The sequence below is a fragment of the Enterobacter cloacae complex sp. 2022EL-00788 genome, assembly GCF_026627565.1.
In the GTDB taxonomy this organism is placed as follows: Bacteria; Pseudomonadota; Gammaproteobacteria; order Enterobacterales; family Enterobacteriaceae; genus Enterobacter; species Enterobacter pasteurii.
The window spans coordinates 1-24,275 of record NZ_JAPNMC010000009.1 but is presented as its reverse complement, the minus strand read 5'-3'; the positions used below and the strand labels follow the sequence as shown (position 1 = coordinate 24,275).

Sequence of the window (24,275 nt, the reverse complement as noted above, 5' to 3'; positions counted from 1 at the left end):
TACACATTATTGCAGGCGGAAGAACCGCCGACTGGAGGCCGGGATAAAAAGCAGGCACAAGACCAGCATGTCCGGCAGCTTCTGCATGACCAGTGAATGGAAAATTTCGCGGCGGGAGCTGCCGGGAATGCTGAACAGTTCAGGATAACCATAGCCCAGCGAGGCGGCCCACAGATAGCTGGCGGCGGCGATCTGCGTCAGCAGATAGACCCATCGCGCCCAGTTGCGCCCTTTTACCAGCGAGAACGCGCAGTAGATTTCAATAAACACCAGCATCAGGCTGCTGAGAAACACCAGCGTCAGATTCCACGTCTGCGCGCTGCGGTGAATAAATTCCCCCATCCCGCGCGGGCCCAGCGTGTTCATTATCATCAGCACGTCCAGGCAGCGGATCATAATAATAGCGAGCGCCGCCACCTGCACCAGCGCAGGAACGTTCGGACGAGCGTGCGAATGACGTGTTTTTTGCAAGAATCCCAATGTTTTTACTTCCCTGAAAAACAGTGCCGCGTCATACGCGGCACATCACTGGAAATAATAATTCCTTCAGCCGCGTCTTGCACGCTGGATATCGCGCACGCGCTGCTTTTCCGCGCGCGCCATCAAATACCAGGCGATAAATCCGACAATTCCGACCACGCCGAGGATGATGGACGCCAGGGCGTTGATTTCCGGATTCACCCCCATGCGCACGCTGGAGAAGACCAGCATCGGCAGCGTCGTCGCGCCCGGGCCCGAGACAAAGCTGGCGATAACCAGGTCGTCGAGCGAGAGCGTGAACGCCAGCAGCCAGCCGGAGATCACCGCAGGCATAATCATCGGCAGCGTGATAATGAAGAAAACCTTCAGCGGCGTTGCGCCAAGATCCATCGCCGCCTCTTCAATGGAGCGATCCAGCTCGCGCAGGCGCGAAGAGATCACCACCGCCACGTACGCCGTACAGAAGGTAACGTGCGCCAGCCAGATGGTAAGCATACCGCGATCCGCCGGCCAGCCGATGGCGTGCGCCAGCGCCACAAACAGCAGCAGCAGCGACAGGCCGGTGATCACGTCCGGCATCACCAGCGGCGCGGTGATCATAAACGCAAAGCCGTTGGCCCCGCGGAAGCGGCCAAAGCGCACCATCACCAGCGCGGCAATCGTGCCCAGCACGCAGGCCATCGTCGCCGCCAGCGCCGCAATGGTCAGGCTTAGCCCGACCGCGCTCATCATCGCATCGTCATGGAACAGCGCGCTGTACCAGCGCGTGGACCAGCCCGCCCAGACGGTGACCAGCTTCGAGCTGTTGAACGAGTAGATCACCAGCATCAGCATCGGCGCGTACAGGAAGGTAAAGCCAATCACCAGGATCAGGATTCGCCACGGAGAGCGTACTACCGGCAGGTTGTTCATCCGTGGTCTCCCATCTGCTTCTGCTGGTGTTTATGGAACCACATGATCGGCACGATCAGCAGCAGGAGCATGACGATCGCCACCGCCGAGGCCACCGGCCAGTCGCGGTTATTAAAGAACTCCTGCCACAGCACGCGGCCAATCATAATGCTGTCCGGCCCGCCGAGCAGCTCGGGGATCACAAACTCCCCCACCGCCGGGATAAAGACCAGCATCGACCCGGCAATGATCCCGCCCCTGGTCAGCGGCACGATGACGCTGAAGAAGGTCTTCAGCGGACGCGCGCCAAGATCGAGCGAGGCTTCCACCAGCGAGTAGTCAATACGCGTCAGGGCCGTGTAAATCGGCAGCACCATAAACGGCAGGTAGGCATAAACAATCCCGATATATACCGCGAGATTGGTGTGCAGGATCGTCAGCGGCTGGTCGATAACGCCAAGCCACAGCAGGACGTTATTCAGTATGCCGTTATTTTTCAGGATCCCCATCCAGGCGTACACGCGGATGAGGAACGAGGTCCACGACGGGAGGATCACCAGCAGCAGTAGAATGTTTCGCGTCGACGGCTTGCTGTGCGCCACCGCCCACGCCAGCGGATAGCCCATCAGCAGACAGCAGATCGTGGAGACCGCCGCCACCTGTAACGACTGCAAGTAGGCTTCAAAATAGAGCGGATCCTCGGTCAACTGCAGGAAATTACCGAGGTTTAAGGTCAGCGTAAACTGTCCGTCCGCCCACTCCCACAGATCGGTGTACGGCGGGATCGCCCGCGCCATCTCCGCCAGGCTGATCTTAAAGACGATCAGGAACGGCAGCAGAAACAGCAGGATCAGCCAGATATACGGCATGGCGATGACCAACTTACGGCCATGTGCCATCTGCATGCGCGCCAGCCAGTGCGCGAAACCGCCCGGCTGTTTGACGCGGGCTGGAGGTTCAAGTGTACTCATGACCGCTCCTTATACCGTCAGGACTACGCAGCTGTCCGCATCCCAGCACAGGCTCACCTCGTCGCCCCAGGTCGGCTGTCCCTTGCGATACCGGTGTTCGTTCTGTAGCTGGGCGCTGAGCATCTGCCCGCTTTTCAGGCGCACGTGGTAGATAGACAGGTCGCCCAAGTAGGCAATGTGCACCACTTCGCCCACGGCAAAGTTGTAGCCATCGGCGGGCGGCTCATCGCAGAGCATGATTTTTTCCGGGCGCAGGGCAACGTAGACCGGCACGTTGTCCATCACGGCGTTATCCGGATCCACCTTAAGCGGGTGCACCAGCCCCGGCGATTCGATCACCAGGCCGTCCTCCTCACGCGCTTTCAGCAGCCCTTCGAAGACATTCACCGAGCCGATAAACTCCGCGCTGTAGCGGGTGGTCGGGTGCTCGTAGATCTCCTCCGGCTCGCCAATCTGCACGAACTTACCGCGATTCATGATCGCAATGCGCCCGGCCATGGTCATCGCCTCTTCCTGGTCGTGGGTCACCATCACGCAGGTCGCCCCCACGCGCTCGAGAATATCCACGACCTCAAGCTGCATGCGGTCGCGCAGCTTTTTATCCAGCGCACCCATCGGTTCGTCGAGCAGTAAGAGCTTCGGTCGCTTGGCAAGGCTTCTCGCCAGCGCCACGCGCTGACGCTGGCCGCCGGAAAGCTGGTGCGGCTTACGCTTCGCGAACTCCTGCATGTGCACCAGGCTCAGCATCTCCGCCACGCGCGCGGTGATTTCGGCTTTCGGCAGTTTGTCCTGCTTCAGGCCGAAGGCGATGTTCTGCTCAACGGTCATGTGCGGAAACAGCGCGTAGGACTGGAACATCATGTTAATGGGCCGCTGGTACGGCGGCACGCTGGAAAGATCGACACCGTCGAGCACAATCTGCCCGGCGGTCGGCTGTTCAAACCCGGCGAGCATGCGCAGCAGGGTCGATTTACCGCAGCCGGACGCGCCGAGGAGAGCAAAAATCTCACCCTTGTAGATCGTCAGGCTGACGTCGTCCACGGCATGCTGGCCGTCGAAGGATTTGGTGAGGTTACGAATTTCAAGAAGCGGGGTCAGCGCTTTACGGACTTTCGCCTGCGGGCGGGGGATCGCGTCATTCACGGGGTGCTCTCCGGCAGAAAACAAATCATGGTGCAGGCGCACCAGAACGGTGCGCCCGTTGCCGGGAGCGCTACGCGTGCCCGGCCTACAGCTCACGGGTAATTACTTACCGCTTTTCACCTTCGTCCACGCGCGGGTACGCACGCGGTCAATTTTAGGTTCCTGCACCTTCAGGGTGAACAGCTTGGCAAACACGTCGGCCGGCGGATAAATCGCCGGGTTATTACGGATCTCCTCGCTGACCATCGGCACGGAGGCCTTGTTACCGTTGGCGTAATAGACGTGATCGCTGATGTGGGCAATCACTTCCGGACGCATCAGGTAGTTGAGGAACTGATACGCTTCTTCTTTGTTTTTCGCATCAGCCGGCATGGCGAAGACGTCGAAGAAGGCCAGCGCCCCCTCTTTCGGTATGAAGTAGGAGACATTCACGCCGTTTTTCGCCTCTTTTGCGCGGTTCGCCGCCTGCCAGACGTCGCCTGCCCAGCCGATCGCCACGCAGATGTCGCCGTTTGCCAGGTCGTTAATGTACTGGGAGGAGTGGAAGTAGCGAATATTCGGACGCAGCTTCAGCAGCAGATCGGTTGCCGGGCCGGTGTAGTCGTCGGCCTTGCTGCTGTTCGGATCTTTGCCGAGATAGTTAAGCACGGTGGCAAAAATTTCTTCCGGGGCATCGAGGAAAGAGACGCCGCAGCTTTTCAGCTTTTCAAGGTTTTCCGGCTTCAGCACCACGTCCCAGCTGTCCAGCTTGACGTCCGGGCCCAGCGCGGCTTTGACCTTATCCACGTTGTAGCCAATACCGGTGGTCGCCCACAGATAAGGCATCGCGTATTTGTTCTCCGGATCGTGTTTGGCAATCAGCTTCAGCACCTCCGGGTCGAGGTTTTTCCAGTTCGGTAATTTGCTCTTGTCCAGCGGCTGGAAGACGCCGGCGGTCAGCTGACGCTCCAGGAAGCTGGCGGAGGGCACCACCAGGTCAAAACCGGTGCTGCCCGCCATCAGTTTGCCTTCCAGCACCTCGTTGGAGTCGAAGACGTCGTAGACCACCTTAATGCCGGTCTCTTTTTCAAAACTGGCGACGGTGTCCGGCGCAATATAGTCAGACCAGTTATAGACGTGCAGCGTTTTTTGTTCCGCAGCGAGCGTGCCGGCAGAGACGGCCATCAGAGCACCCGCAACCAGACCCGATAACCATTTTTTATTCAAGGCGATCATATTGTTATTCCTTCTGAAAGCTCGTTAACAAACGAACCAAAACTGTGCAGCCTGAAGATATGCAATAATCATGCATAGTTTGTCGCTCTGCCTGAAATAAAAATAACCCCCTTTATCCGGCAGGTCCGCTCGCTTTTTTAAGCATCGCAAGAATAACTGTAGCCCGTGTCTCCGGCTATAGCCCAGACGAAAAAACGCCTTTTATCAATTTTTTATGCAGATTATGTCTACGTGATAAGCCGAAATGGCCTGAGGGGAGGTGAAAGATTCTTTAAAGAAAGGTTAAAAGCAGCAGAAAAAATGGCGTTATGCAGCCGCTCTGGCAGCGACTGCGCAAAAGTCAGACAGCCTTAGTGGAGAAAATTGGGCGCTGCATCGTTATTCTCAGCATCATCTTCCGCGCTGTACAGCAGGTGATGCGCGTTGGCTTCCATCATCACCATGGAAATTTGCTCTTCGCTCAGGCGCATAAACCAGGCGAACTGCTTAAAGGAGAGCCCGGCACCGGAGAATAATGACTGGCAAACCACCAGCTTCGGCAGATTATCATCCTGTATGTCGAGAAACGCTTTCACGGTCAAAGAACTGGCGTTAATCGCTGACAGGTCGGACGCCAGCGCCAGCAGCGCGGAAGGCTTCACCTCGGCCAGCGCCGAGAAAAGAATCACGTCGTTAATCAGATCGATTTTGGCATCGAAAATACCGTCGAAATTTTGCATGTGAGGCAGATGCAGCGCCTGGCAGGAGTCGCATTCGAAAAAAGTAATACCGGCATCATCGAGCCATTGACGTAACGTATCCAGTGTAGGTACGACCTGTAAATCCATCGCTGTGCAGCCTCTTAAATAAAAACGGTGTTCAGATTACGCAAAAAGCGCGCGCCGATCCATTCAACCGCCCGTTTTCAGGCAGAATCCCGGCGTAGCATGGCGTTCAATCCATGCAATCATTTTACCTGCAATATCGACGCCTGTGGTTTTTTCCACCCCTTCCAGCCCCGGAGAGGCGTTCACTTCCATCACCAGCGGGCCGCGCTCGGCGCGCAGCAGATCGACACCCGCCACGTCCAGCCCCAGCGTCTGCGCGGCTTTCACCGCAACCTCGCGCTCGCGCTCGCTGATGACGGCAACCCGGGCGATGCCGCCACGGTGCAGGTTGGAGCGGAAGTCGCCCTCTTTAGCCTGCCGCTCAATGGCGGCTACCACCTCATCGCCGACCACAAAGCAGCGAATGTCGCGCCCTCTGGCCTCTTTAATATATTCCTGCACCAGGATATGGGCATTCAGACCACGAAAGGCGTCGATCACGCTTTCGGCCGCCTGGCGCGTCTCCGCCAGTACCACCCCAATACCCTGCGTGCCTTCAACCAGCTTAATCACCAGCGGCGCTCCGCCCACCATGTCGATCAAATCGCTGGTGTCGTCCGGCGAATGGGCTATGCCGGTAACGGGCAGATCGATCCCCTGACGCGCGAGCAGCTGTAGCGATCGCAGCTTATCGCGGGCGCGGGAAATCGCCACGGACTCGTTGAGCGGATAGCTGCCCAGCATTTCAAACTGACGCAGCGCGGCCGTGCCGTAATAGGTTATCTGGGAGCCAATGCGGGGGATCACCGCATCAAAATGCGGGAGCTTGCGGCCTTTGTAATGAATCGACGACGCCGCAGGGTCGATGTTCATATAGCAGGACATCGGATCGAGGATCTCAACCTGATGCCCGCGTTTCGCCGCCGCTTCTCGCAGGCGCTTGCATGAATAGAGCGTTCCATCCCGGGACAATATGGCAATTTTCACCCTGCACCTCTCTGAAGACATGGGAAAGCCTGCCTATCATACACGAGGCGCAGGAGGAATGGACTATCGCGTCGCCCAGCCCTGCTTGTGCAGATACTCCAGAATGAACGGGCGGCTTTCCTTAACGATGGTGCGGCGGATATGGTCACTCCAGGTGTCGCGGCGGTTGTTGCTGTCGCGCGTTAAATAGTAGTTCGCCAGCTCTTCGTCATACTGGTCCAGCACGTTCGGATCGACCGGCTGGTAATGATTCTCGTGCACCAGCATCGCCGCAGGAATACGCGGCTTGAGATCCGGGTTATCCGCCGGCCAGCCAAGGCACAGGCCAAACAGCGGCAGCACGTGCTTCGGAAGCTTCAGCAGTTCCGTCACGCTTTCGATATTGTTGCGCAGCCCGCCGATATACACCCCGCCAAGCCCCAGCGACTCCGCCGCCGTGAAGGCATTTTGCGCCATCAGCGCGGTATCTACCACGCCCAGCAGCAGCTGTTCCGCCAGCCCCAGCTCCGCTTCAGGGCAGATTTGCAGGTGGCGGTTAAAATCGGCGCAGAATACCCAAAATTCGGCCGCCTGAGCGACGTGCTTTTGCCCGCCCGTCAGGGTCACCAGCTGTTCACGCATTGCCGGATCGGTGATGCGGATAATGGAGCTGCACTGCAAAAAGCTGGAGCTGGAGGTGCCTCTTGCGCTGTCGATGATCGCTTCCCGCTGTGCCTGGGTAATGGGCTCATCGGTGAAATGGCGAATGGAACGGTGGGAACGAAGCAGGTCAATGGTTGGCGTCATCTTGTCTCTCTTTGTGTTGCGTAAAACGTATGGCAGCCAGTATAGGCAATGATCTGCGCGATGTAATTGGCGAAACATAGCCTGACTGTATCAAAGTGACAGGTGAAACCTTCTTTCCATGACGGCAGGTTATCGTGCACTATAGGCGCTATTCGCCGTCAGGCTTGTTTTTTGAGGAGAGAGAAATGTTTGCAGTAATTTTTGGTCGTCCAGGATGCCCTTACTGTGTGCGCGCTAAAGAGCTGGCTGAGAAACTGACTGAAGAGCGTGATGATTTCAACTTCCGTTACGTTGACATCCACGCGGAAGGCATCAGCAAAGCCGATCTGGAAAAAACCGTTGGCAAGCCGGTTGAAACCGTGCCGCAGATCTTCCTCGATCAGAAACACATCGGCGGCTGCACAGATTTTGAAGCCTATGCCAAAGAGCATCTGGGCCTGTTTGCCGCTCAGTAATGCGAAGACGCCCTCTCCCCGAGGGCGTTTTTATTTACGTGGCTTGCGCTGTTGCAGCAGGCTACGCGTAAATAAGAAGCACAGCGCCCCCAGCGCGCACCAGAAAACGCCGCTCATTAACCACGCCACTTCCTGCCAGACGCTTCTCGACGAGAGAAACAGTACGCGCATCAGGAGCAGACAGAGGGGGGCCGCAAGCATCGCCCCGATAAGCGGCATGATCACCTCACCTTTTCGCGAGAGAAAACTGGCCACGACCCCCGGCAGGATGAAAAACAGCAGGCCCAGCTCCGGATGACCAGAAGCTCTGAAGGCTCCCTTCACATTAAAAGCTAACGACATGCAAACGACCGTAAACAGCAAAAAACAGCTGATTGCGCCCGCCCAGTTTCGCTTAATGTTCAAATTATCCTCCTGACTTCCTCTCTATCAAATACACACTCGTCCAGCGGACGCCCAGTCAGATAAAGCAAAGTGGCAATCCTTGCCAAAGGCCGCATGCAGTGATGCGATAATAGGTAGCTGTCGAAAGCTAATACGATTAAACTAACCGCTTGCTATTGGTTTAGGGAAATTATCTGGGAGCGAGACGCGGTTAGCGTTTGTCCCTGACCGTAAAAACAGTAGCCCAAATAGTCCTTTCATTCAACAACTTACTGGTAAACAAGAAGTTAGCCTCCGTGAATATAAACGTCGCAGACTTGTTAAATGGGAATTACATCCTGTTATTATTTGTGGTACTGGCGCTGGGCCTTTGTCTGGGTAAATTACGCCTGGGTTCAGTTCAACTTGGTAATTCCATTGGCGTTTTAGTCGTCTCCTTATTATTAGGTCAGCAGCATTTCAGCATTAACACGGACGCGCTTAACTTAGGTTTCATGCTGTTTATTTTTTGCGTAGGCGTGGAAGCCGGTCCGAACTTTTTTTCAATTTTCTTCCGTGACGGCAAAAATTACCTGATGCTGGCGCTGGTGATGGTCGGCAGCGCACTGCTGATTGCGTTAGGGCTGGGCAAGCTGTTTGGCTGGGACATTGGCTTAACGGCGGGTATGCTGGCGGGCTCGATGACTTCCACGCCGGTGCTGGTCGGCGCCGGCGATACGCTTCGCCATTCGGGCATGGCTGGGACGCAGCTTTCCACCGCGCTGGACAACCTGAGCCTGGGCTATGCCCTGACCTATCTGATTGGTCTGGTAAGCCTGATTGTTGGCGCGCGCTATTTGCCAAAACTTCAGCATCAGGATCTCCAAACCAGCGCCCAGACCATCGCCCGCGAGCGCGGCCTGGACACGGACTCCAAACGTAAGGTCTACCTGCCGGTTATCCGCGCGTACCGCGTCGGGCCGGAGCTGGTTGCCTGGACCGACGGGAAAAACCTGCGCGAGCTGGGGATTTACCGTCAGACCGGCTGCTATATCGAACGTATCCGTCGTAACGGCATCCTGGCGAACCCGGACGGTGATGCGGTGCTCCAGATGGGCGATGATATTGCCCTCGTCGGCTACCCGGACGCTCACGCGCGTCTCGATCCCAGCTTCCGCAACGGGAAAGAGGTGTTCGACCGCGACCTGCTGGACATGCGTATCGTTACCGAAGAGATTGTGGTGAAGAACCACAACGCCGTGGGCCGCCGACTGGCGCAGCTGAAGCTGACCGACCACGGCTGTTTCCTCAACCGCGTGATCCGCAGCCAGATTGAAATGCCTATCGACGACAACGTGGTTCTCAACAAAGGCGACGTGTTGCAGGTCAGCGGCGATGCCCGGCGCGTCAAAACCGTTGCCGACCGTATCGGCTTTATCTCGATTCACAGCCAGGTAACGGACCTGTTAGCCTTCTGCGCGTTCTTCATTGTTGGCCTGATGATTGGGATGATCACCTTCCAGTTCAGCAACTTTAGCTTCGGCATCGGTAACGCTGCCGGCCTGCTGTTCGCCGGGATCATGCTGGGCTTCCTGCGAGCGAACCATCCTACCTTCGGCTATATCCCGCAGGGCGCGCTGAACATGGTGAAGGAGTTCGGCCTGATGGTCTTTATGGCGGGAGTAGGCTTAAGCGCCGGTAGCGGCATTGGCAACGGCCTGGGCGCCGTTGGCTGGCAAATGTTGGTTTCCGGACTTATCGTCAGCCTGGTACCGGTGGTGATCTGCTTCCTGTTCGGTGCCTACGTGCTGCGCATGAACCGCGCCCTGCTCTTCGGGGCGATGATGGGCGCGCGCACCTGCGCACCGGCGATGGAAATCATCAGCGACACCGCGCGCAGCAACATCCCGGCGCTGGGATATGCAGGCACCTACGCCATCGCAAACGTGCTGCTGACGCTGGCGGGTACGCTGATCGTCATTATCTGGCCGGGACTCGGATAACTCTTAAGTTTGCGCGTAGTGGAAAAAATTTTCGTTACGCGCAGAACTTTTTACGCAGGGTGCAGTCATAACTAGTGCCACTGCTTTTCTTTGATGTCCCCAATTTGTGGAGCCCATCAACCCCGCCGTTTTGGTTCAAGGTTGATGGGTTTTTTGTTGCCTGAAATTCACCCATCTTACCATTTCCGCTTCCCCCTCCTCACGTAAACATATATGATTTAATGCATATGAAAGAAAACCACGCAGGATCGCCAGATGCTTCACCCCGTTCAGCTCTTCAAAACCCTCTCCGACGAAACGCGGCTCTCCATCGTCATGCTTCTGCGTGAAGCGGGGGAGCTGTGCGTCTGCGATCTCTGCTCTGCCACCGGCGAGCCGCAGCCGAAAGTCTCCCGCCATATGGCGTTACTCCGGGAGTCCGGGCTGGTCATCGATCGCCGGGAGGGAAAATGGGTCCATTACCGGTTATCTCCGAACATGCCCGCGTGGGCAGCGTCCGTTATCGATAACAGCTGGAACTGCCTTCGGGAAGAGACCCGCCTGAAGCTGAAAAGCAACCTTCCGGGTGCGTGCTAAGAAAAATACATTCACAAAATCAGATATAACGGAGTAAGCGATGTTTCTGGCAGGGGCGATTTTTTTATTCACACTGGTGCTGGTCATCTGGCAACCCAGAGGGCTCAGCATCGGCTGGAGCGCGACCATTGGCGCAGCGCTGGCGCTGGCGAGCGGCGTTATCCAGGTTAACGATATACCGGTGGTCTGGAATATTGTCTGGAACGCCACGGCCACGTTTATCGCGGTGATCGTTATCAGCCTGCTGCTGGATGAGTCCGGCTTTTTCGAGTGGGCGGCGCTGCACGTTGCCCGCTGGGGAAACGGTCGGGGACGGCTGCTGTTTACCTGGATCGTGCTGCTGGGGGCGGCCGTTGCGGCGCTGTTTGCCAATGACGGTGCGGCGCTGATCCTGACGCCTATCGTTATTGCCATGCTGCTGGCGCTCGGGTTCAGCAAGCAGGCGACGCTGGCGTTTGTGATGGCGGCAGGCTTTATCGCCGATACCGCCAGCCTGCCGCTGATTGTATCCAACCTGGTCAACATTGTATCGGCAGACTTCTTTACGCTGGGGTTCAGCGAATACGCCTCGGTGATGATCCCGGTTGATATCGCCGCGATTGCCGCAACGCTGGTCATGCTGCACCTGTTCTTTCGCAAGGACATTCCTCCGACGTACGATCTGTCGAAACTCCGGGAGCCGGCACGGGCCATTAACGATCTGCCAACCTTCAGAACGGGCTGGATCGTCCTTGTATTACTCCTGATCGGCTTCTTTGTGCTTGAGCCTCTCGGCATTCCGGTCAGCGCCATCGCGAGTGCGGGCGCGCTGATTTTATTTGCCGTCGCAAAACGCGGGCACGCGATTGATACCGGTAAGGTGCTGCGCGGCGCGCCGTGGCAGATCGTTATCTTCTCGCTGGGGATGTACCTGGTAGTGTATGGCCTGCGCAACGCCGGGCTGACGGAGTCTCTCTCCGGCGTTCTGGATCGCCTGGCCGGATACGGGCTCTGGGCCACCACGCTGGGAACCGGATTTATCACCGCCTTCCTGTCGTCCATAATGAACAATATGCCAACGGTGCTGATTGGCGCCCTCTCCATTGAAGGCAGCTCGGCAACGGGATTGATTAAAGAGGCGATGATTTACGCTAACGTGATTGGCTGCGATCTGGGACCAAAAATCACGCCCGTCGGCAGCCTTGCCACCCTGCTCTGGCTCCATGTGCTGGCGCAAAAAAACATGACGATCGGCTGGGGCTACTATTTTCGGACGGGCATTATAATGACGCTGCCGGTCCTGTTTGTAACGCTCGCCGCGCTGGCGTTACGTCTCTCCGTCACACTGTAGTGAGTACCTGATATGAGCAACATTACCATCTACCACAACCCGGCCTGCGGCACGTCGCGCAATACGCTGGAGATGATCCGCAACAGCGGCACCGAACCCGAAATTATTTTGTATCTCGAGTCTCCGCCCTCTCGCGACGAGCTGGTGACGCTGCTTGCCGACATGGGTATTACCCCCCGCGACCTGCTGCGAAAAAACGTCGAGCCTTATGACCAGCTGGGCCTGGCGGAAGACAGGTTTAGCGACAGCCAGCTCGTTGACTACATGCTGCAATATCCGATCCTGATTAATCGCCCGATTGTCGTTACCCCACTGGGAACGAGGCTGTGTCGCCCCTCGGAGCGCGTGCTGGATATTCTGCCCGACGCCCAAAAAGGGGCGTTTACCAAAGAGGATGGCGAAGCGGTCGTGGACGCTTCCGGTCAAAAAATTAAGGGCCGTTAACGTCACGGCGCCCTGCCGTTAAGCGCAGGGCGCCTGCTCCCGCGCAATACGGCCCACCATCGCCCGGATTTCCTCCCGGGTTAAGGGCGCGCGGTCGGTTACAAAATGCAGGGTCATCCCTTCGATAAACGCGTCCAGCGCGCGGGCGGTGGCCGGATCAAACCACTGCTCAAGCGTAGTCTGACTCATCTTCATCCAGTCCTGCATGACCGTGCGCAGCGCGTTACTGCGGTGCATAAAGGCATATAGCTGGTACATCAGCGCCATATTGTGCGGGGTGGTCACCGCTGAGCTATGGATCAGCGTGGTTATCGCCTCGCACGCCCTCTCCCGCCCGGTAACGCCTGCAAAGAAATCCCGGTACTGCTGCGACATCTGCTGCGTAAACCAGGTGAACGCCTCTTCCAGCAGCGGCTCCATACCGTCGAAATAGTAGGTCATCGATCCCAGCGGCACGCCTGCGCAGGTTGCAATCTTGCGGTGCGTGACGGCGTGTATACCGTGCTCGGCGATGGTGTCCAGCGTCGCCTGGAGGATCTTCTCCCGACGGTTGGGGTCGTTCGGTGGTCTGCTCATAAAATCCTCATCCGGTTTATGTACAAATGTACACAAAGTTGCTAGTGTTGTCGCTATCGTTGTACTTCTGGTGCTGACCCCAATGACGCTGACTTCTCCTCGCAAAGCCCTGCAACTTCGCATGTGGGCGCTGTTTATGTTCTTCTTTATCCCCGGGCTGCTGATGGCCTCCTGGGCGACGCGCACGCCCGCAATCCGCGATACGCTCTCCGTCTCCACGGCGGAAATGGGGATTGTGCTGTTTGGCCTGTCGATTGGCTCGATGAGCGGCATTCTGTGCTCGGCCTGGCTGGTGAAGCGCTTTGGTACCCGCGCGGTGATCCGCACCACCATGTGCTTCGCCGTGGTCGGTATGCTCGCGCTGAGCATGGCGCTGTGGTTTGCCTCACCCCTGATGTTCGCCCTCGGACTGATGGTGTTCGGCGGCAGCTTTGGAGCAGCAGAAGTGGCCATTAACGTTGAAGGGGCCGCCGTCGAGCAGGAGATGAACAAAACGGTGCTGCCGATGATGCATGGCTTTTACAGCCTCGGCACGCTGGCGGGCGCGGGCGTGGGGATGGCGCTGACGGCGCTGGGCATTGCCGCCAATGTGCACATATTACTGGCGGCGCTGGTCTGCATTATCCCCATCCTCACCGGCATCCGGGCTATTCCCGCCGGTACGGGACAAAACGCCTCGGATGAACAAAAGTCTGCGGCAAAAGGGTTGCCCTTCTACCGCGATCTCCAGCTGATGCTGATTGGCGTGGTGGTGCTGGCGATGGCGTTTGCGGAAGGCTCCGCCAACGACTGGCTTCCGCTGCTGATGGTGGACGGGCACGGCTTTAGCCCCACCTCCGGCTCGCTGATATACGCCGGCTTTACGCTCGGTATGACCGTCGGACGCTTTACCGGCGGCTGGTTTATCGACCGCTACAGCCGCGTCGCGGTGGTGCGTGCCAGCGCCCTGCTGGGCGGGCTGGGCATCGCGATGATTATCTTTGTGGACGTAGACTGGATTGCCGGCGTGTCGGTGATCCTGTGGGGGCTGGGCGCCTCTCTCGGCTTCCCGCTGACCATTTCTGCCGCCAGCGATACCGGCCCGGATGCGCCAACCCGCGTAAGCGTCGTGGCGACCACCGGCTACCTAGCCTTCCTGGTGGGGCCGCCGCTGCTTGGGTTCCTCGGCGAGCACTACGGGTTGCGCAGCGCCATGCTGGTGGTATTAGGGTTAGTGATTATTGCCGCACTGGTGGCGCGCGCGGTGGCAAAACCGGAAGCTGAACAAACGACAATGGAGAAGGGATATGAGCGTTAAGCTGATTGCAGTCGACATGGATGGCTCCTTCCTGAGCGATGCGAAAACCTACAATCGGGCGCGTTTTCTGGCGCAGTACGCGCGCATGAAGGCGCAAGGCATTCGTTTTGTGGTGGCCAGCGGAAACCAGTACTACCAGCTGATCTCGTTTTTCCCGGAGATCGCCCACGAGATCGCCTTTGTCGCCGAAAACAGCGGCTGGGTCGTTGATGCCGGTGAAGATGTGTTTAACGGCGAGCTGTCGAAAGAGCACTTTCTGACCGTCGCCACCCTGTTAAACGACGTTCCCGGCATAGAGATTATCGCCTGCGGAAAAAACAGCGCCTACACGCTGAAAACCTATGACGACCTCTTTAAAGAGATTGCCCTGAAGTACTATCACCGCCTTGAAAGCGTCAGCAGTTTCGACAACCTCAACGATATTTTCTTCAAGTTCGGGCTTAACGTCTCGGACGACGAAATACCGCGCATTCAGGCGCTGCTGCATGAAAAGCTCGGCGACATCATGGTGCCGGTGACCACCGGACACGGCAGTATCGACCTGATTATCCCCGGCGTGCATAAAGCTAACGGCCTGCGGATCCTTCAGGCGCGCTGGGACATTGAGGACAGCGAGGTGGTGGCCTTTGGCGACAGCGGTAACGACGTGGAGATGTTGCGCCAGGCAGGGTATGGCTTCGCGATGGCCAATGCCAAACCGCACATTAAAGCGGTGGCCCGCTTTGAGGCGCCGAATAATAATGACGAAGGCGTGCTGGACGTGATTGATAAGGTGCTGAACGGGGAAGCGCCGTTTAACTGATTTCGTGCGCTCTGGTCCCTTCACCCTAACCCTCTCCCCGCAGGGGCGAGGGGATTGCTTAGTGCTCGCATTAATTTGTGGGGAACCCTCTCCCACCGGGAGAGGGAATAAGGATTACGGTTGCAGTGCGCTTCCTACGCGTTTGTCTTTCAGGAACACCACCATTAATCCTACCCACAGCACGCCGTTGACGAGGTTGAACAGGCTGAACAGCCCGTTGCCGCCAAACGCGTAAGCGTGCTTGCTCACCTCAATACCGACGGTGAAAATCAACATTTGCAGCATGCCCATCGCGGCAGACACCGTGCCTTTACTCATTTCACTGGCGAACAGCGTCAGGCGCACCAGGCCGGCATTCGCCACGCCAATACCAAACGCGTAGACGCTTAGCCCCGCGGTCATCCAGAGGTAGGCATGAGACGAGGCCACGGTCGCCGCCGCCGCAATAATCAGCCCTGCCGCAATGGGCCAGCCGCCCATAATAATCAGCGAACGCACGGTGCGACGCGACGTCAGACGCGCCAGCACCAGGTTACCGATAATCAGCGCGCCGAAAATCGGCACCTGCAACAGGCCATACTCATAGCTGCTAAGCTGCTCGCCGCTGATGATGATCACCGGCGACTGGGCAATCCACGCCAGCAGAGGCAGGCTGACGAAGCCCGTCGCCAGCGCGCCCGCCACAAAACGGCCGTTCTTCAGCACCGCTTTATAATCACGCCCCAGCTCTTTAAGCGAGAGCTTTTCTCCCAGGCGGGTGGCGGTCTCCGGCATCGCGCGGTGCAGACCAAAGAAGGAGACAGCCGCGAGCGCGGCAAAAAGCACAAACATCCCCTCCCACGGCGCAACGTGCACCCATGCGGCTCCCACCAGCGGACCCAGAAGCGGTGCAATCAGCGCCACGTTCGCCATCAGCGCGGTGATCTTGATGCACACCGCCTCCTCGAACGACTCCTGAATGGCGGCATAGCCCACGGCGCCGATAAAGCACAGGCTCACGCCCTGAAGGAAGCGCAGCAGGGTGAACTGCTCAATGTTTTGTGCCAGCAGCGTGGCGAGACAGGTAACGATAAACCACACCACGCCCGTCAGCATTACCGGACGGCGGCCAATACGATCCGACAGCGGCCCTAACAGCCACTGTAAAAACATGCCGCCCGCGAGATAGGCGGTCATGGATGTCGGCACCCACTCAATACCTGCGTTGTACTGCTCAACAACCGCCAGCATGCCAGGCTGGATCATGTCGTTGCCGATATAGGTAGAAAATTCGTAGAGCACCAGACACAGAGGAAAAAGTAACGCCTGACGACCCAGACGATTACCGGAAGAAGAACGGTTTATCATGCAATCTCTTTAGTATGAAAAAATCGCGATGAGTGTAATGAATTGCCGCTGTCTGAGATAGCACATTAACGTGAAATAACAGAAATAAAGCACTTATCGTTGTTGTTTAAGGTTTCCTTAAGTTGGCCTCTCTATGATAGGGCTATTTCACGCTACCGATCGAAATCATGACACACGTCGCCAGCCCTTCAGAATTATCTAAGTTACCGACAACTAAGACAAAACGACTTTACCGTTTGCCGACCCGCTTTTATGGTTATCAGCTTTTCGTGCTGATCGCCCTTGCGCTGCTTTTTACCTGGCTTTCGCGCGATGAATCGCTCGACCGGTGGATAACCGGCTTCTGGTATGACGCCGCGGCGCACCAGTTTCCGCTACAGCAAAACCCGCTGCTGGATCTGCTAAACCATCGGCTGGCGAAATACGTGGCCATTGCGCTGGCCGCCGTGGCGCTTATTTACGGCGCATTCAGGCGCAATGCCAGGCTGGTAACGGCCGCGCTGCTGATGGGCCTGGGAGCGCTGGTGGTTGGCGCGCTGAAAAGCCTGAGCCACCACAGCTGTCCGTGGGATCTGGTGGAGTATGGCGGCAGAGCCGTTTCGTACCCCCTGTTCAGCGCCGTTCCGGCAGACAGCGGGCCGGGGCGCTGCTTTCCCGGCGGCCACGCCTCGAGCGGCTTTATGATTATGGGGCTGTTTTTTGCCTTCTGGCGCGAACGTCCGCGCCTGGCCTGGGTCTTCGTCGCGCTGGGTGCGGCGATGGGCCTTTTGATGGGCTTAGGGCAGGTGATGCGCGGGGCACATTTTTTCTCTCACAACCTGTGGGCCGGGTGGTGGGTCTGGTTTTCCCAGGTGCTGGCTTACGGGCTGGTTTCTACCTGGTTTGCTAAAGAGTAACGATACTATGTTAGAGAATCTTAACTACGAACTGTTTTACCTGCTCAACGCCACGCCGTCGTCACCGGAATGGATGATTGACCTCGCTACCTTCATTGCGAAGGATGTGATCAGCATTGTACCGGCTCTCGCCGCGATCCTCTGGCTATGGGGGCCACGCACACAGGTTACCGCGCAGCGCCACCTGGTGATAAAAATGGCGATGGCGATCGGGGTCAGCGTACTGGCAAGCTACGCGCTGGGCCACGCCTTCCCGCACGACCGGCCGTTTGTCGAACGCGTCGGCTACAACTTCCTGCACCATGCGCCGGATGACTCGTTCCCGAGCGATCACGGCACGGTTATTTTCACCTTCGCGCTGGCGTTCCTGTTCTGGCATCGCCTGTGGTCCGGGGCGGTGCTGATGGGAGTGGCGCTCGCCATCGCCTGGTCCCGCGTATACCTGGGCGTGCACTGGCCGCTGGATATGGTCGGCGGTTTCCTGGTCGGACTGATGGGCTGCGTCAGCGCGGCCATCATGTGGAGCCTCTTTGGTCCGGCGCTTTATCGTGGATTATCACAGGCCTATCGCGTTCTGTTTGCCCTCCCGATCCGCAAAGGCTGGATACGTGACTAACCCCGGTCCGTCAGGTTACACTTGAACCCCCGCCCTGCGGGGGCTCACTTTTTTAGCCCGAGGATCTATGGAAACACGCCGCGATGACCGCATTGCTCAGCTGCTCCAGGCGCTGAAGCGCAGCGATAAGCTGCATCTCAAGGAAGCCGCCAGCCTGCTCGGCGTGTCTGAAATGACCATTCGCCGCGATCTGAACAGCGACAGCGCTCCCGTTGTGCTGCTGGGTGGGTATATCGTCCTTGAACCGCGTAGCGCCAGCCACTACCTGTTAAGCGATCAAAAAACGCGGCTGGTGGAAGAGAAGCGCAAAGCCGCGCGGCTCGCCGCCTCGCTGGTGCAGCCGCATCAGACGCTGTTTTTTGACTGCGGAACAACTACCCCGTGGATCATCGAGGCCATCGACAGCACCCTTCCTTTTACCGCCGTCTGTTATTCCCTGAACACCTTTCTGGCGCTACAGGAGAAACCGGCGTGCCGGGTGATTTTATGCGGCGGTGAGTTTCACGCCAGCAATGCCATCTTCAAGCCGCTGAACATTCAGGACACGCTCAGCAACCTCTGCCCGGATATCGCCTTTTACTCTGCGGCGGGCGTGAACGTGCAGCAGGGGGCGACCTGTTTTAACCTCGAAGAGCTGCCGGTAAAACACTGGGCGCTTAACGCCGCGCAGCACCACGTGCTGGTGGTTGACCACAGTAAGTTTGGCAAGGTGCGCCCGGCAAGGATGGGGGAACTGTCGCGCTTCGACGCCATCGTGAGCGATTGCCGACCGGATGAAGAGCTGGTGGCGTACGCGAAAGCGCAGCAGGTCAAGCTGATGTATTAAGCGGGGTGCGGCCTGCTGCCCTCACCCCGGCCCTCTTCCACAGGGAGAGGGAGAAAACCCATAAGATTTAGCTAAACCAGCTGCCGAACCATCCGTGGAATTTCATCAGGACGAAATCCCACATCCGGCTGAAGAAGCCGCCCTCTTCCACCGCTTCCATCACCACCAGCGGACGCTGTTCAATCGACTTACCGTTGAGCTGGAAATCAATCGTCCCGACCACCTGGCCTTTTTTCAGCGGCGCGGTGAGCTGCGGATCGGTCAGGGTATAGCTGGCTTTCAGGTTTTTCAGCTGGCCGCGAGGAATGGTCACGGAACCGGCTTCACCCGCCCCCAGGCTCACTTCGCGCTTGTCGCCAAACCAGACGCGCTGGCTTACAAAGGTGGCGTCCGGCTTAATCGGCGTGACGGTTTCAAAGAAGCGGAAGCCCCAGGTCAGCAGCTTTTCTGATTCGTTAAAGCGAATGCGGTCGGTTTTAGTGCCCAGCACCACCGAAATCAGGCGCATATCGCCCTGGGTTGCGGAGGCCACGAGGTTATATCCCGCCCCGGCAGTTGTCCCCGTTTTCATACCGTCCACGTTGACGTTGCTGCTCCACAGCAGGCGGTTACGGTTAGGCTGGCGAATATTGTTGAAGGTAAACTCTTTCTCTTTATGGATGGCGTATTCATCCGGAACGTCATGGATCAGCGCTTTGCCCAGCAGCGCCATATCACGCGCGGTACTGAACTGACCCGGCGCGTCCAGGCCGTGAACGGTTTTAAACGTGGTGTTGGTCAGGCCCAGCTTTTGCGCGTAGCCGTTCATTAAGCCAATAAATGAATCCTGACTGCCCGCCACGTAATCGGCCAGCGCGATACAGGCATCATTTCCTGACTGAATAATGACCCCCTTATTCAGATCGGAAACGGACACCTGGTCGCCGGGCTTCAGGAACATAACGGACGAGCCTCGCAGCGCCGGGTTGCCGGTCGCCCAGGCGTCTTTCCCGACGGTGACCATGTCATCCAGCTTGATCTTGCCCGCTTTCAGCGCCTGGCCAACCACATAGCTGGTCATTATTTTCGTCAGGCTCGCCGGGTCGAGTTTTTCGTCGGCGTTACCCTCTGCCAGCACTTTTCCGCTGGCGTAATCCATCAGGATCCAGGCGCGCGCATCGACAGGTGGCGCTTCGGGCGCCGTCTGTTCCGCCGCATAGAGCGTTGGGGCAAAAAGGAAAAGCAGCGCCGAGCCTGCCGCCAGGCTGCGCAGAGAGGAAGTTTTTTGCGTCATAAATGCCACCCGAGTGTCCATTCTAAAAATCACGTCACAATCACCGTGTCGCAAGAAGCGATGAGTAATAGCGCACTACAGCGTTCAAAGAAACCTGTTCCAGGTAAAGTTTTTAAAGTTTATGCAATAACATTCAGATACGCTTTGATTACGGCGTTTTTTTTAGCATCTGTTGCGTAATTGTTAGGTTTATCTCACCATGGCAAAAAGCTGACTCGGATTCACATCTCATCGGGAGTAAATATGATTACGCTGTGGGGCAGGAACAATTCGACAAACGTGAAGAAAGTGCTCTGGACGCTGGAGGAGCTGGATTTACCGTTCAATCAAATCATGGCCGGATTGTCGTTCGGCGTGAATAAGGACGCTGACTATCTGGCGATGAATCCAAACGGGCTGGTGCCGCTGCTGCGTGATGACGAGACGGACGCCACGCTGTGGGAGTCCAATACCATCGTGCGTTACCTTGCCGCTCAGTACGGCCAGGGCCGCCTGTGGTTAGAAAACCCGGCCCGGCGCGCCCAGGGTGAAAAATGGATGGACTGGGCAAACCAGACGCTTTCCCCAACCCACCGCGTGATCCTGATGGGGCTGATCCGCACGCCGGAAGCCGAACGTGACTATCCTGCCATTCACGCCGCGCAGGACGCCTGCGAATCGCTGTTTGCCATGATGGACGACGAACTGGCGAAGCACGCCTGGTTCTCCGGCGACGCGTTTGGCGTGGGCGATATCGCCGTCGCCCCTTTTGTCTGGAACCTGACCAATATGGGGCTGAGCTGGGCTCCGCGCCCGCACCTTGAGCGCTGGATCCGCCAGCTCAGCGAGCGTCCGGCTTACCGTAACGTGGTGATGATCCCGGTGAGCTGATTACGCGCCGGACGGGCTGACCTTCAGCAGTTGCCCGTCCGTCTCGTCGGTCAGCACGTACAGATAGCCATCCGGTCCCACGCGCACGTCGCGAATACGCTGATTTTTATCACCAAGAATGCGCCCGTCCTCCGTCACCTTATTGCCATCCACGCTCAGTACGATGATGTCTTTCTCCTTCAGCGCGCCAATAAACAGCTTGTTTTTCCACTGCGGGAAAACGTCGCTATTGTAGAAGGCCATACCGCTGACGGCCGGCGAGACCTTCCAGACAAACAGCGGCTTTTCCGTGCCCTCAACGTGCTCGCCTTTCGCTTCCGGGATTTTCAGGCCGCTGTAGTTGATGCCGTGGGTCGCCATCGGCCAGCCGTAGTTTTTCCCCTTCTCAGGAATGTTAATCTCATCCCCGCCGCGCGGGCCGTGTTCGTTGAGCCACAGCGTGTCGCTCCACGGGTTCATCGCCATCCCCTGCGGATTACGAATGCCGTAAGACCAGATTTCGGGACGCGCCCCGGCAGTATTCACAAACGGGTTATCCGGCGGCACTTTCCCGTCTTCCGTCAGGCGCACCACCTTGCCCTGAAGCTTATCCAGATCCTGCGCCGTCGGGCGCTGGTTGTTTTCACCAAGGCCAATAAAGAGGTGGCCTTTGCCGTCAAACACCAGCCGTCCGCCAAAGTGGTTGCCGGTGGAGAGCTTCGGCATCTGGCGGAACACCACCTGGAATCCCTCAATGCGCGACAGGTCATCGCTCAGCCGCCCGTAGCCCACCGCGGTACCCGCCTTCCCGTCATTACCTGCCTCGGCGAAGCTTAGCCAGACCCGCCGCGACCGTTCAAAATCCGGGGCCAGCACCACGTCCAGCAGGCCGCCCTGGCCGCTCGCCCACACCTTCGGCACGCCAACAATCGGATCGGAGAGCCCTTTCCCTGCCTGCCAGTGCTTAAGCTGCCCGTCCTTTAGCGTGACCAGCAGCCCCTTATTATCCGGAAGAAAAGCCAGCGACCAGGGGTGATCGAGCTTCGTCTGTAACACCTCGACGTTTACCGGTTCTGGCGCGGCAAGGAGCGAAACGGGGAAAAGCAGTACGGGCAGGAAAAACAGTGGGGAACGAGGCATAACGCACTCCTTTATCGGCATATGGCTTAAAGATTAGCCACTGTTACCGGGCGCGTTAACACTTTTACAAAAGCTTAAGCAAAAGGGGGAGTCGCCTCCCCCGGGTTCATTGCCGGACAAGGGTTTCAGGCTTGTTCAGACACATGATGCAAAGAGAGAGCGTTGTCAGGCAGTTTTCAAGCTTCTCTGCGTTAACCGCAATAAAATTTGGGCAGTCGTGACGTCCGTTCATCAAACATACCCCTGCTATGGAGAGCACCTCGGCGGAACGGCGCAGCGCCGTCAGCTCGCTGTCCGCGTATTGCGCTTTCAGGGTCGGTGCTTTTTCACGCATGTAATTGCAAAGTTCAAACAGGTTATCACGCAGATTTTCGCTTTCGCTGACTGACATATACCCTTTCGCCTTGCGGAGTTGCAGATAAGCAGCCAGGTCGAGTCGGGCGTTGATCAGCTTGTTAAGCAGATCGCGTTTCAGTCTGTCAACGGACATGCTATTTCCTCCTCTGTCAGCCATAGTACCACCTTCAGAATACGGTTAATTTTTGTACAATTTAATGCCCGGGATCAATAAACGTTAACTGATTAACATTATTTACAATGTTACAACGAATGGCGCATTCAACTGAGCCATAAAGAATGTATAAATCCCCCGCGATACGCTGTAAAATCCCGCCCTGATAATTCCATAATTGATGAATTTTTAATCTATGAGCAATGTTATGCACCAGCCGAAAATCGGCTTTGTCTCCCTGGGCTGCCCGAAAAACCTGGTGGATTCCGAACGCATCCTGACTGAACTTCGCACCGAAGGCTATGACGTGGTGCCAAGCTACGACAACGCCGACATGGTGATCGTCAACACCTGCGGGTTCATCGACAGCGCGGTCCAGGAGTCGCTGGAAGCCATTGGTGAAGCCCTGACGGAAAACGGCAAGGTGATTGTGACCGGCTGCCTGGGTGCAAAAGTGGATCAGATCCGCGAGGTGCATCCGAAGGTGCTGGAGATCACCGGGCCGCACAGCTACGAGCAGGTGCTGGAACATGTTCATCACTACGTACCAAAGCCTAAGCACAACCCGTTCCTGAGCCTGGTGCCGGAACAGGGCGTGAAGCTGACGCCGCGCCACTACGCGTACTTAAAAATTTCTGAAGGCTGCAACCACCGCTGCACCTTCTGCATCATCCCGTCGATGCGTGGCGATCTGGTAAGCCGTCCGATTGGTGAAGTGCTGGCAGAGGCCAAGCGCCTCGCCGATGCGGGCGTCAAGGAGCTGCTGGTCATCTCCCAGGACACCTCCGCCTACGGCGTGGACGTGAAGCACCGCGCCGGCTTCCACAACGGCGAGCCGGTGAAAACCAGCATGGTTGGCCTGTGCGAGCAGCTCGCTAAGCTCGGGATCTGGACGCGTCTGCACTACGTCTACCCGTACCCGCACGTTGATGACGTGATCCCGCTGATGGCGGAAGGCAAAATCCTGCCGTACCTCGACATTCCGCTCCAGCACGCCAGCCCGCGTATTCTGAAGCTGATGAAGCGTCCTGGCTCCGTTGACCGCCAGCTGGCGCGCATCAAACAGTGGCGCGAAATCTGCCCTGACCTGACCCTGCGTTCCACCTTTATCGTCGGCTTCCCGGGTGAAACCGAAGAAGACTTCCAGATGCTGCTCGACTTCCTGAAGGAAGCGCGTCTGGACCGCGTAGGCTGCTTCAAGTACAGCCCGGTTGAAGGCGCAACCGCCAACGAGCTGGCGGATCAGGTACCGGAAGAGGTGAAAGAGGAGCGCTGGAACCGCTTTATGCAGCTGCAACAGCAGATCTCTGCTGAACGCCTTCAGGAGAAAGTGGGCCGCGAGATTCTGGTCATCATCGACGAGGTGGATGAAGAAGGCGCGATTGGCCGCAGCATGGCGGATGCCCCTGAAATCGACGGCGCGGTGTATCTGAACGGTGAAACCAGCGTCAAGCCGGGCGACATCATTCGCGTGAAGGTTGAAAACGCCGACGAATATGACCTGTGGGGCAGCCGGGTTTAATTTCTACCCCCTCACCTCAGGAAACAGACCGCACCGGGCAGTCCCCTCTCCCCTCTGGGGTGTACGGTCCGGGGACATAGTGAACACTTGTTCGGGGACATGGTAGACACTTACAACTAAGGCATAAGAACCCGTTTATGGAGTCGCTTATGCCCTGGGATGCGAGAGAT

Annotated in this window: 26 protein-coding genes; 12 read left to right on the top strand and 14 right to left on the bottom strand. The window is 57.5% G+C overall.

Annotation, left to right across the window (positions count from 1 at the left end):
• Positions 1 to 6: 6 nt before the first annotated feature.
• The 8 genes from OWK27_RS15160 to nfsA form a co-directional block, all read right to left on the bottom strand.
• Positions 7 to 504, bottom strand: coding sequence for a YbjO family protein (locus OWK27_RS15160; protein ID WP_148418714.1), 498 nt, complete (start codon positions 502 to 504; stop codon positions 7 to 9).
• 42 nt (positions 505 to 546) lie between these two features.
• Positions 547 to 1,392, bottom strand: a complete 846-nt coding sequence (potI, locus tag OWK27_RS15155) for a putrescine ABC transporter permease PotI (RefSeq protein ID WP_148418713.1) — start codon at positions 1,390 to 1,392, stop codon at positions 547 to 549.
• The gene (gene potH, locus OWK27_RS15150) at positions 1,389 to 2,342 is read right to left on the bottom strand and encodes a putrescine ABC transporter permease PotH (RefSeq protein ID WP_242174666.1); all 954 of its coding nucleotides are present in this window, start codon (positions 2,340 to 2,342) and stop codon (positions 1,389 to 1,391) included. The genes potI and potH overlap by 4 nt, the downstream gene beginning before the upstream one ends.
• Positions 2,343 to 2,351: 9 nt before the next feature.
• The gene (potG, locus tag OWK27_RS15145) at positions 2,352 to 3,485 is read right to left on the bottom strand and encodes a putrescine ABC transporter ATP-binding subunit PotG (protein WP_148419178.1); all 1,134 of its coding nucleotides are present in this window, start codon (positions 3,483 to 3,485) and stop codon (positions 2,352 to 2,354) included.
• A 102-nt stretch (positions 3,486 to 3,587) separates the two neighbouring features.
• Entirely contained in the window at positions 3,588 to 4,700 is a 1,113-nt protein-coding gene (gene potF, locus OWK27_RS15140; protein ID WP_176610781.1) for a spermidine/putrescine ABC transporter substrate-binding protein PotF, read from the bottom strand.
• 350 nt (positions 4,701 to 5,050) lie between these two features.
• Positions 5,051 to 5,527, bottom strand: a complete 477-nt coding sequence (locus OWK27_RS15135; RefSeq protein ID WP_193356572.1) for a YbjN domain-containing protein — start codon at positions 5,525 to 5,527, stop codon at positions 5,051 to 5,053.
• Positions 5,528 to 5,590: 63 nt separating this feature from the next.
• Positions 5,591 to 6,493 (bottom strand): 30S ribosomal protein S6--L-glutamate ligase, encoded by a 903-nt coding sequence (gene rimK, locus OWK27_RS15130; RefSeq protein WP_267590687.1) that lies wholly within the window; start codon positions 6,491 to 6,493, stop codon positions 5,591 to 5,593.
• A gap of 63 nt (positions 6,494 to 6,556) precedes the next feature.
• The gene (nfsA, locus tag OWK27_RS15125) at positions 6,557 to 7,279 is read right to left on the bottom strand and encodes a nitroreductase NfsA (RefSeq protein ID WP_148418707.1); all 723 of its coding nucleotides are present in this window, start codon (positions 7,277 to 7,279) and stop codon (positions 6,557 to 6,559) included.
• Positions 7,280 to 7,464: 185 nt separating this feature from the next.
• On the opposite strand from nfsA, the gene OWK27_RS15120 reads away from it, so the two are divergent.
• Positions 7,465 to 7,734 carry a GrxA family glutaredoxin gene (locus OWK27_RS15120; RefSeq protein WP_014169305.1) on the top strand — a complete coding sequence of 90 codons (270 nt, stop codon included), beginning with the start codon at positions 7,465 to 7,467 and terminating at the stop codon, positions 7,732 to 7,734.
• A 30-nt stretch (positions 7,735 to 7,764) separates the two neighbouring features.
• Here OWK27_RS15120 and OWK27_RS15115 read toward each other — a convergent pair whose 3' ends face one another.
• On the bottom strand, positions 7,765 to 8,139 hold the full coding sequence (locus OWK27_RS15115; RefSeq protein ID WP_176610782.1) for an inner membrane protein YbjM: 375 nt from the start codon (positions 8,137 to 8,139) through the stop codon (positions 7,765 to 7,767).
• A gap of 275 nt (positions 8,140 to 8,414) precedes the next feature.
• Here OWK27_RS15115 and OWK27_RS15110 point away from each other — a divergent pair, with 275 nt between their 5' ends.
• The 4 genes from OWK27_RS15110 to arsC all read left to right on the top strand — a co-directional run bounded on the left by OWK27_RS15110 (position 8,415) and on the right by arsC (position 12,450).
• Positions 8,415 to 10,100, top strand: a complete 1,686-nt coding sequence (locus tag OWK27_RS15110) for an aspartate:alanine antiporter (protein ID WP_193356573.1) — start codon at positions 8,415 to 8,417, stop codon at positions 10,098 to 10,100.
• Positions 10,101 to 10,355: 255 nt separating this feature from the next.
• A complete protein-coding gene (locus OWK27_RS15105; protein ID WP_176610784.1) occupies positions 10,356 to 10,676 on the top strand; it encodes a metalloregulator ArsR/SmtB family transcription factor in 321 nt (106 codons plus the stop codon).
• A gap of 40 nt (positions 10,677 to 10,716) precedes the next feature.
• Positions 10,717 to 12,006, top strand: a complete 1,290-nt coding sequence (locus OWK27_RS15100) for an arsenic transporter (RefSeq protein WP_267590686.1) — start codon at positions 10,717 to 10,719, stop codon at positions 12,004 to 12,006.
• A 12-nt stretch (positions 12,007 to 12,018) separates the two neighbouring features.
• Entirely contained in the window at positions 12,019 to 12,450 is a 432-nt protein-coding gene (gene arsC / locus OWK27_RS15095; protein WP_176610786.1) for a glutaredoxin-dependent arsenate reductase, read from the top strand.
• Positions 12,451 to 12,468: 18 nt separating this feature from the next.
• Here the strand turns inward: arsC and OWK27_RS15090 are convergent, their stop codons facing one another.
• Positions 12,469 to 13,026, bottom strand: a complete 558-nt coding sequence (locus OWK27_RS15090) for a TetR/AcrR family transcriptional regulator (RefSeq protein WP_267590685.1) — start codon at positions 13,024 to 13,026, stop codon at positions 12,469 to 12,471.
• Positions 13,027 to 13,108: 82 nt separating this feature from the next.
• Between OWK27_RS15090 and OWK27_RS15085 the strand changes: the two genes are divergently transcribed.
• Together OWK27_RS15085 and OWK27_RS15080 are read left to right on the top strand one after the other, a co-directional pair.
• The gene (locus OWK27_RS15085; protein ID WP_267590684.1) at positions 13,109 to 14,323 is read left to right on the top strand and encodes an MFS transporter; all 1,215 of its coding nucleotides are present in this window, start codon (positions 13,109 to 13,111) and stop codon (positions 14,321 to 14,323) included.
• Entirely contained in the window at positions 14,313 to 15,125 is an 813-nt protein-coding gene (locus tag OWK27_RS15080) for a Cof-type HAD-IIB family hydrolase (RefSeq protein ID WP_267590683.1), read from the top strand. The genes OWK27_RS15085 and OWK27_RS15080 overlap by 11 nt, the downstream gene beginning before the upstream one ends.
• 114 nt (positions 15,126 to 15,239) lie before the next feature.
• Here the strand turns inward: OWK27_RS15080 and OWK27_RS15075 are convergent, their stop codons facing one another.
• Positions 15,240 to 16,472 carry an MFS transporter gene (locus OWK27_RS15075; protein ID WP_267590682.1) on the bottom strand — a complete coding sequence of 411 codons (1,233 nt, stop codon included), beginning with the start codon at positions 16,470 to 16,472 and terminating at the stop codon, positions 15,240 to 15,242.
• Positions 16,473 to 16,639: 167 nt separating this feature from the next.
• Between OWK27_RS15075 and OWK27_RS15070 the strand changes: the two genes are divergently transcribed.
• From OWK27_RS15070 to deoR, 3 genes are all read left to right on the top strand, one after another.
• Positions 16,640 to 17,368, top strand: coding sequence for a phosphatase PAP2 family protein (locus OWK27_RS15070; RefSeq protein ID WP_267590681.1), 729 nt, complete (start codon positions 16,640 to 16,642; stop codon positions 17,366 to 17,368).
• A gap of 7 nt (positions 17,369 to 17,375) precedes the next feature.
• Positions 17,376 to 17,984 (top strand): undecaprenyl-diphosphate phosphatase, encoded by a 609-nt coding sequence (ybjG, locus tag OWK27_RS15065; RefSeq protein ID WP_148418698.1) that lies wholly within the window; start codon positions 17,376 to 17,378, stop codon positions 17,982 to 17,984.
• Between the two features lie 67 nt (positions 17,985 to 18,051).
• On the top strand, positions 18,052 to 18,810 hold the full coding sequence (gene deoR, locus OWK27_RS15060) for a DNA-binding transcriptional repressor DeoR (protein WP_242174690.1): 759 nt from the start codon (positions 18,052 to 18,054) through the stop codon (positions 18,808 to 18,810).
• 67 nt (positions 18,811 to 18,877) lie between these two features.
• Here deoR and dacC read toward each other — a convergent pair whose 3' ends face one another.
• A complete protein-coding gene (gene dacC, locus OWK27_RS15055; protein ID WP_148418696.1) occupies positions 18,878 to 20,083 on the bottom strand; it encodes a serine-type D-Ala-D-Ala carboxypeptidase in 1,206 nt (401 codons plus the stop codon).
• 243 nt (positions 20,084 to 20,326) lie between these two features.
• On the opposite strand from dacC, the gene OWK27_RS15050 reads away from it, so the two are divergent.
• The gene (locus tag OWK27_RS15050) at positions 20,327 to 20,953 is read left to right on the top strand and encodes a glutathione S-transferase family protein (RefSeq protein ID WP_267590680.1); all 627 of its coding nucleotides are present in this window, start codon (positions 20,327 to 20,329) and stop codon (positions 20,951 to 20,953) included.
• Here the strand turns inward: OWK27_RS15050 and OWK27_RS15045 are convergent, their stop codons facing one another.
• Positions 20,954 to 22,072, bottom strand: coding sequence for a PQQ-dependent sugar dehydrogenase (locus OWK27_RS15045; protein WP_148418694.1), 1,119 nt, complete (start codon positions 22,070 to 22,072; stop codon positions 20,954 to 20,956).
• Positions 22,073 to 22,178: 106 nt separating this feature from the next.
• Positions 22,179 to 22,562 carry a biofilm formation regulator BssR gene (gene bssR, locus OWK27_RS15040; protein ID WP_148418693.1) on the bottom strand — a complete coding sequence of 128 codons (384 nt, stop codon included), beginning with the start codon at positions 22,560 to 22,562 and terminating at the stop codon, positions 22,179 to 22,181.
• Positions 22,563 to 22,779: 217 nt separating this feature from the next.
• Here bssR and rimO point away from each other — a divergent pair, with 217 nt between their 5' ends.
• Entirely contained in the window at positions 22,780 to 24,105 is a 1,326-nt protein-coding gene (gene rimO / locus OWK27_RS15035) for a 30S ribosomal protein S12 methylthiotransferase RimO (protein WP_193356585.1), read from the top strand.
• Positions 24,106 to 24,275: the final 170 nt, after the last annotated feature.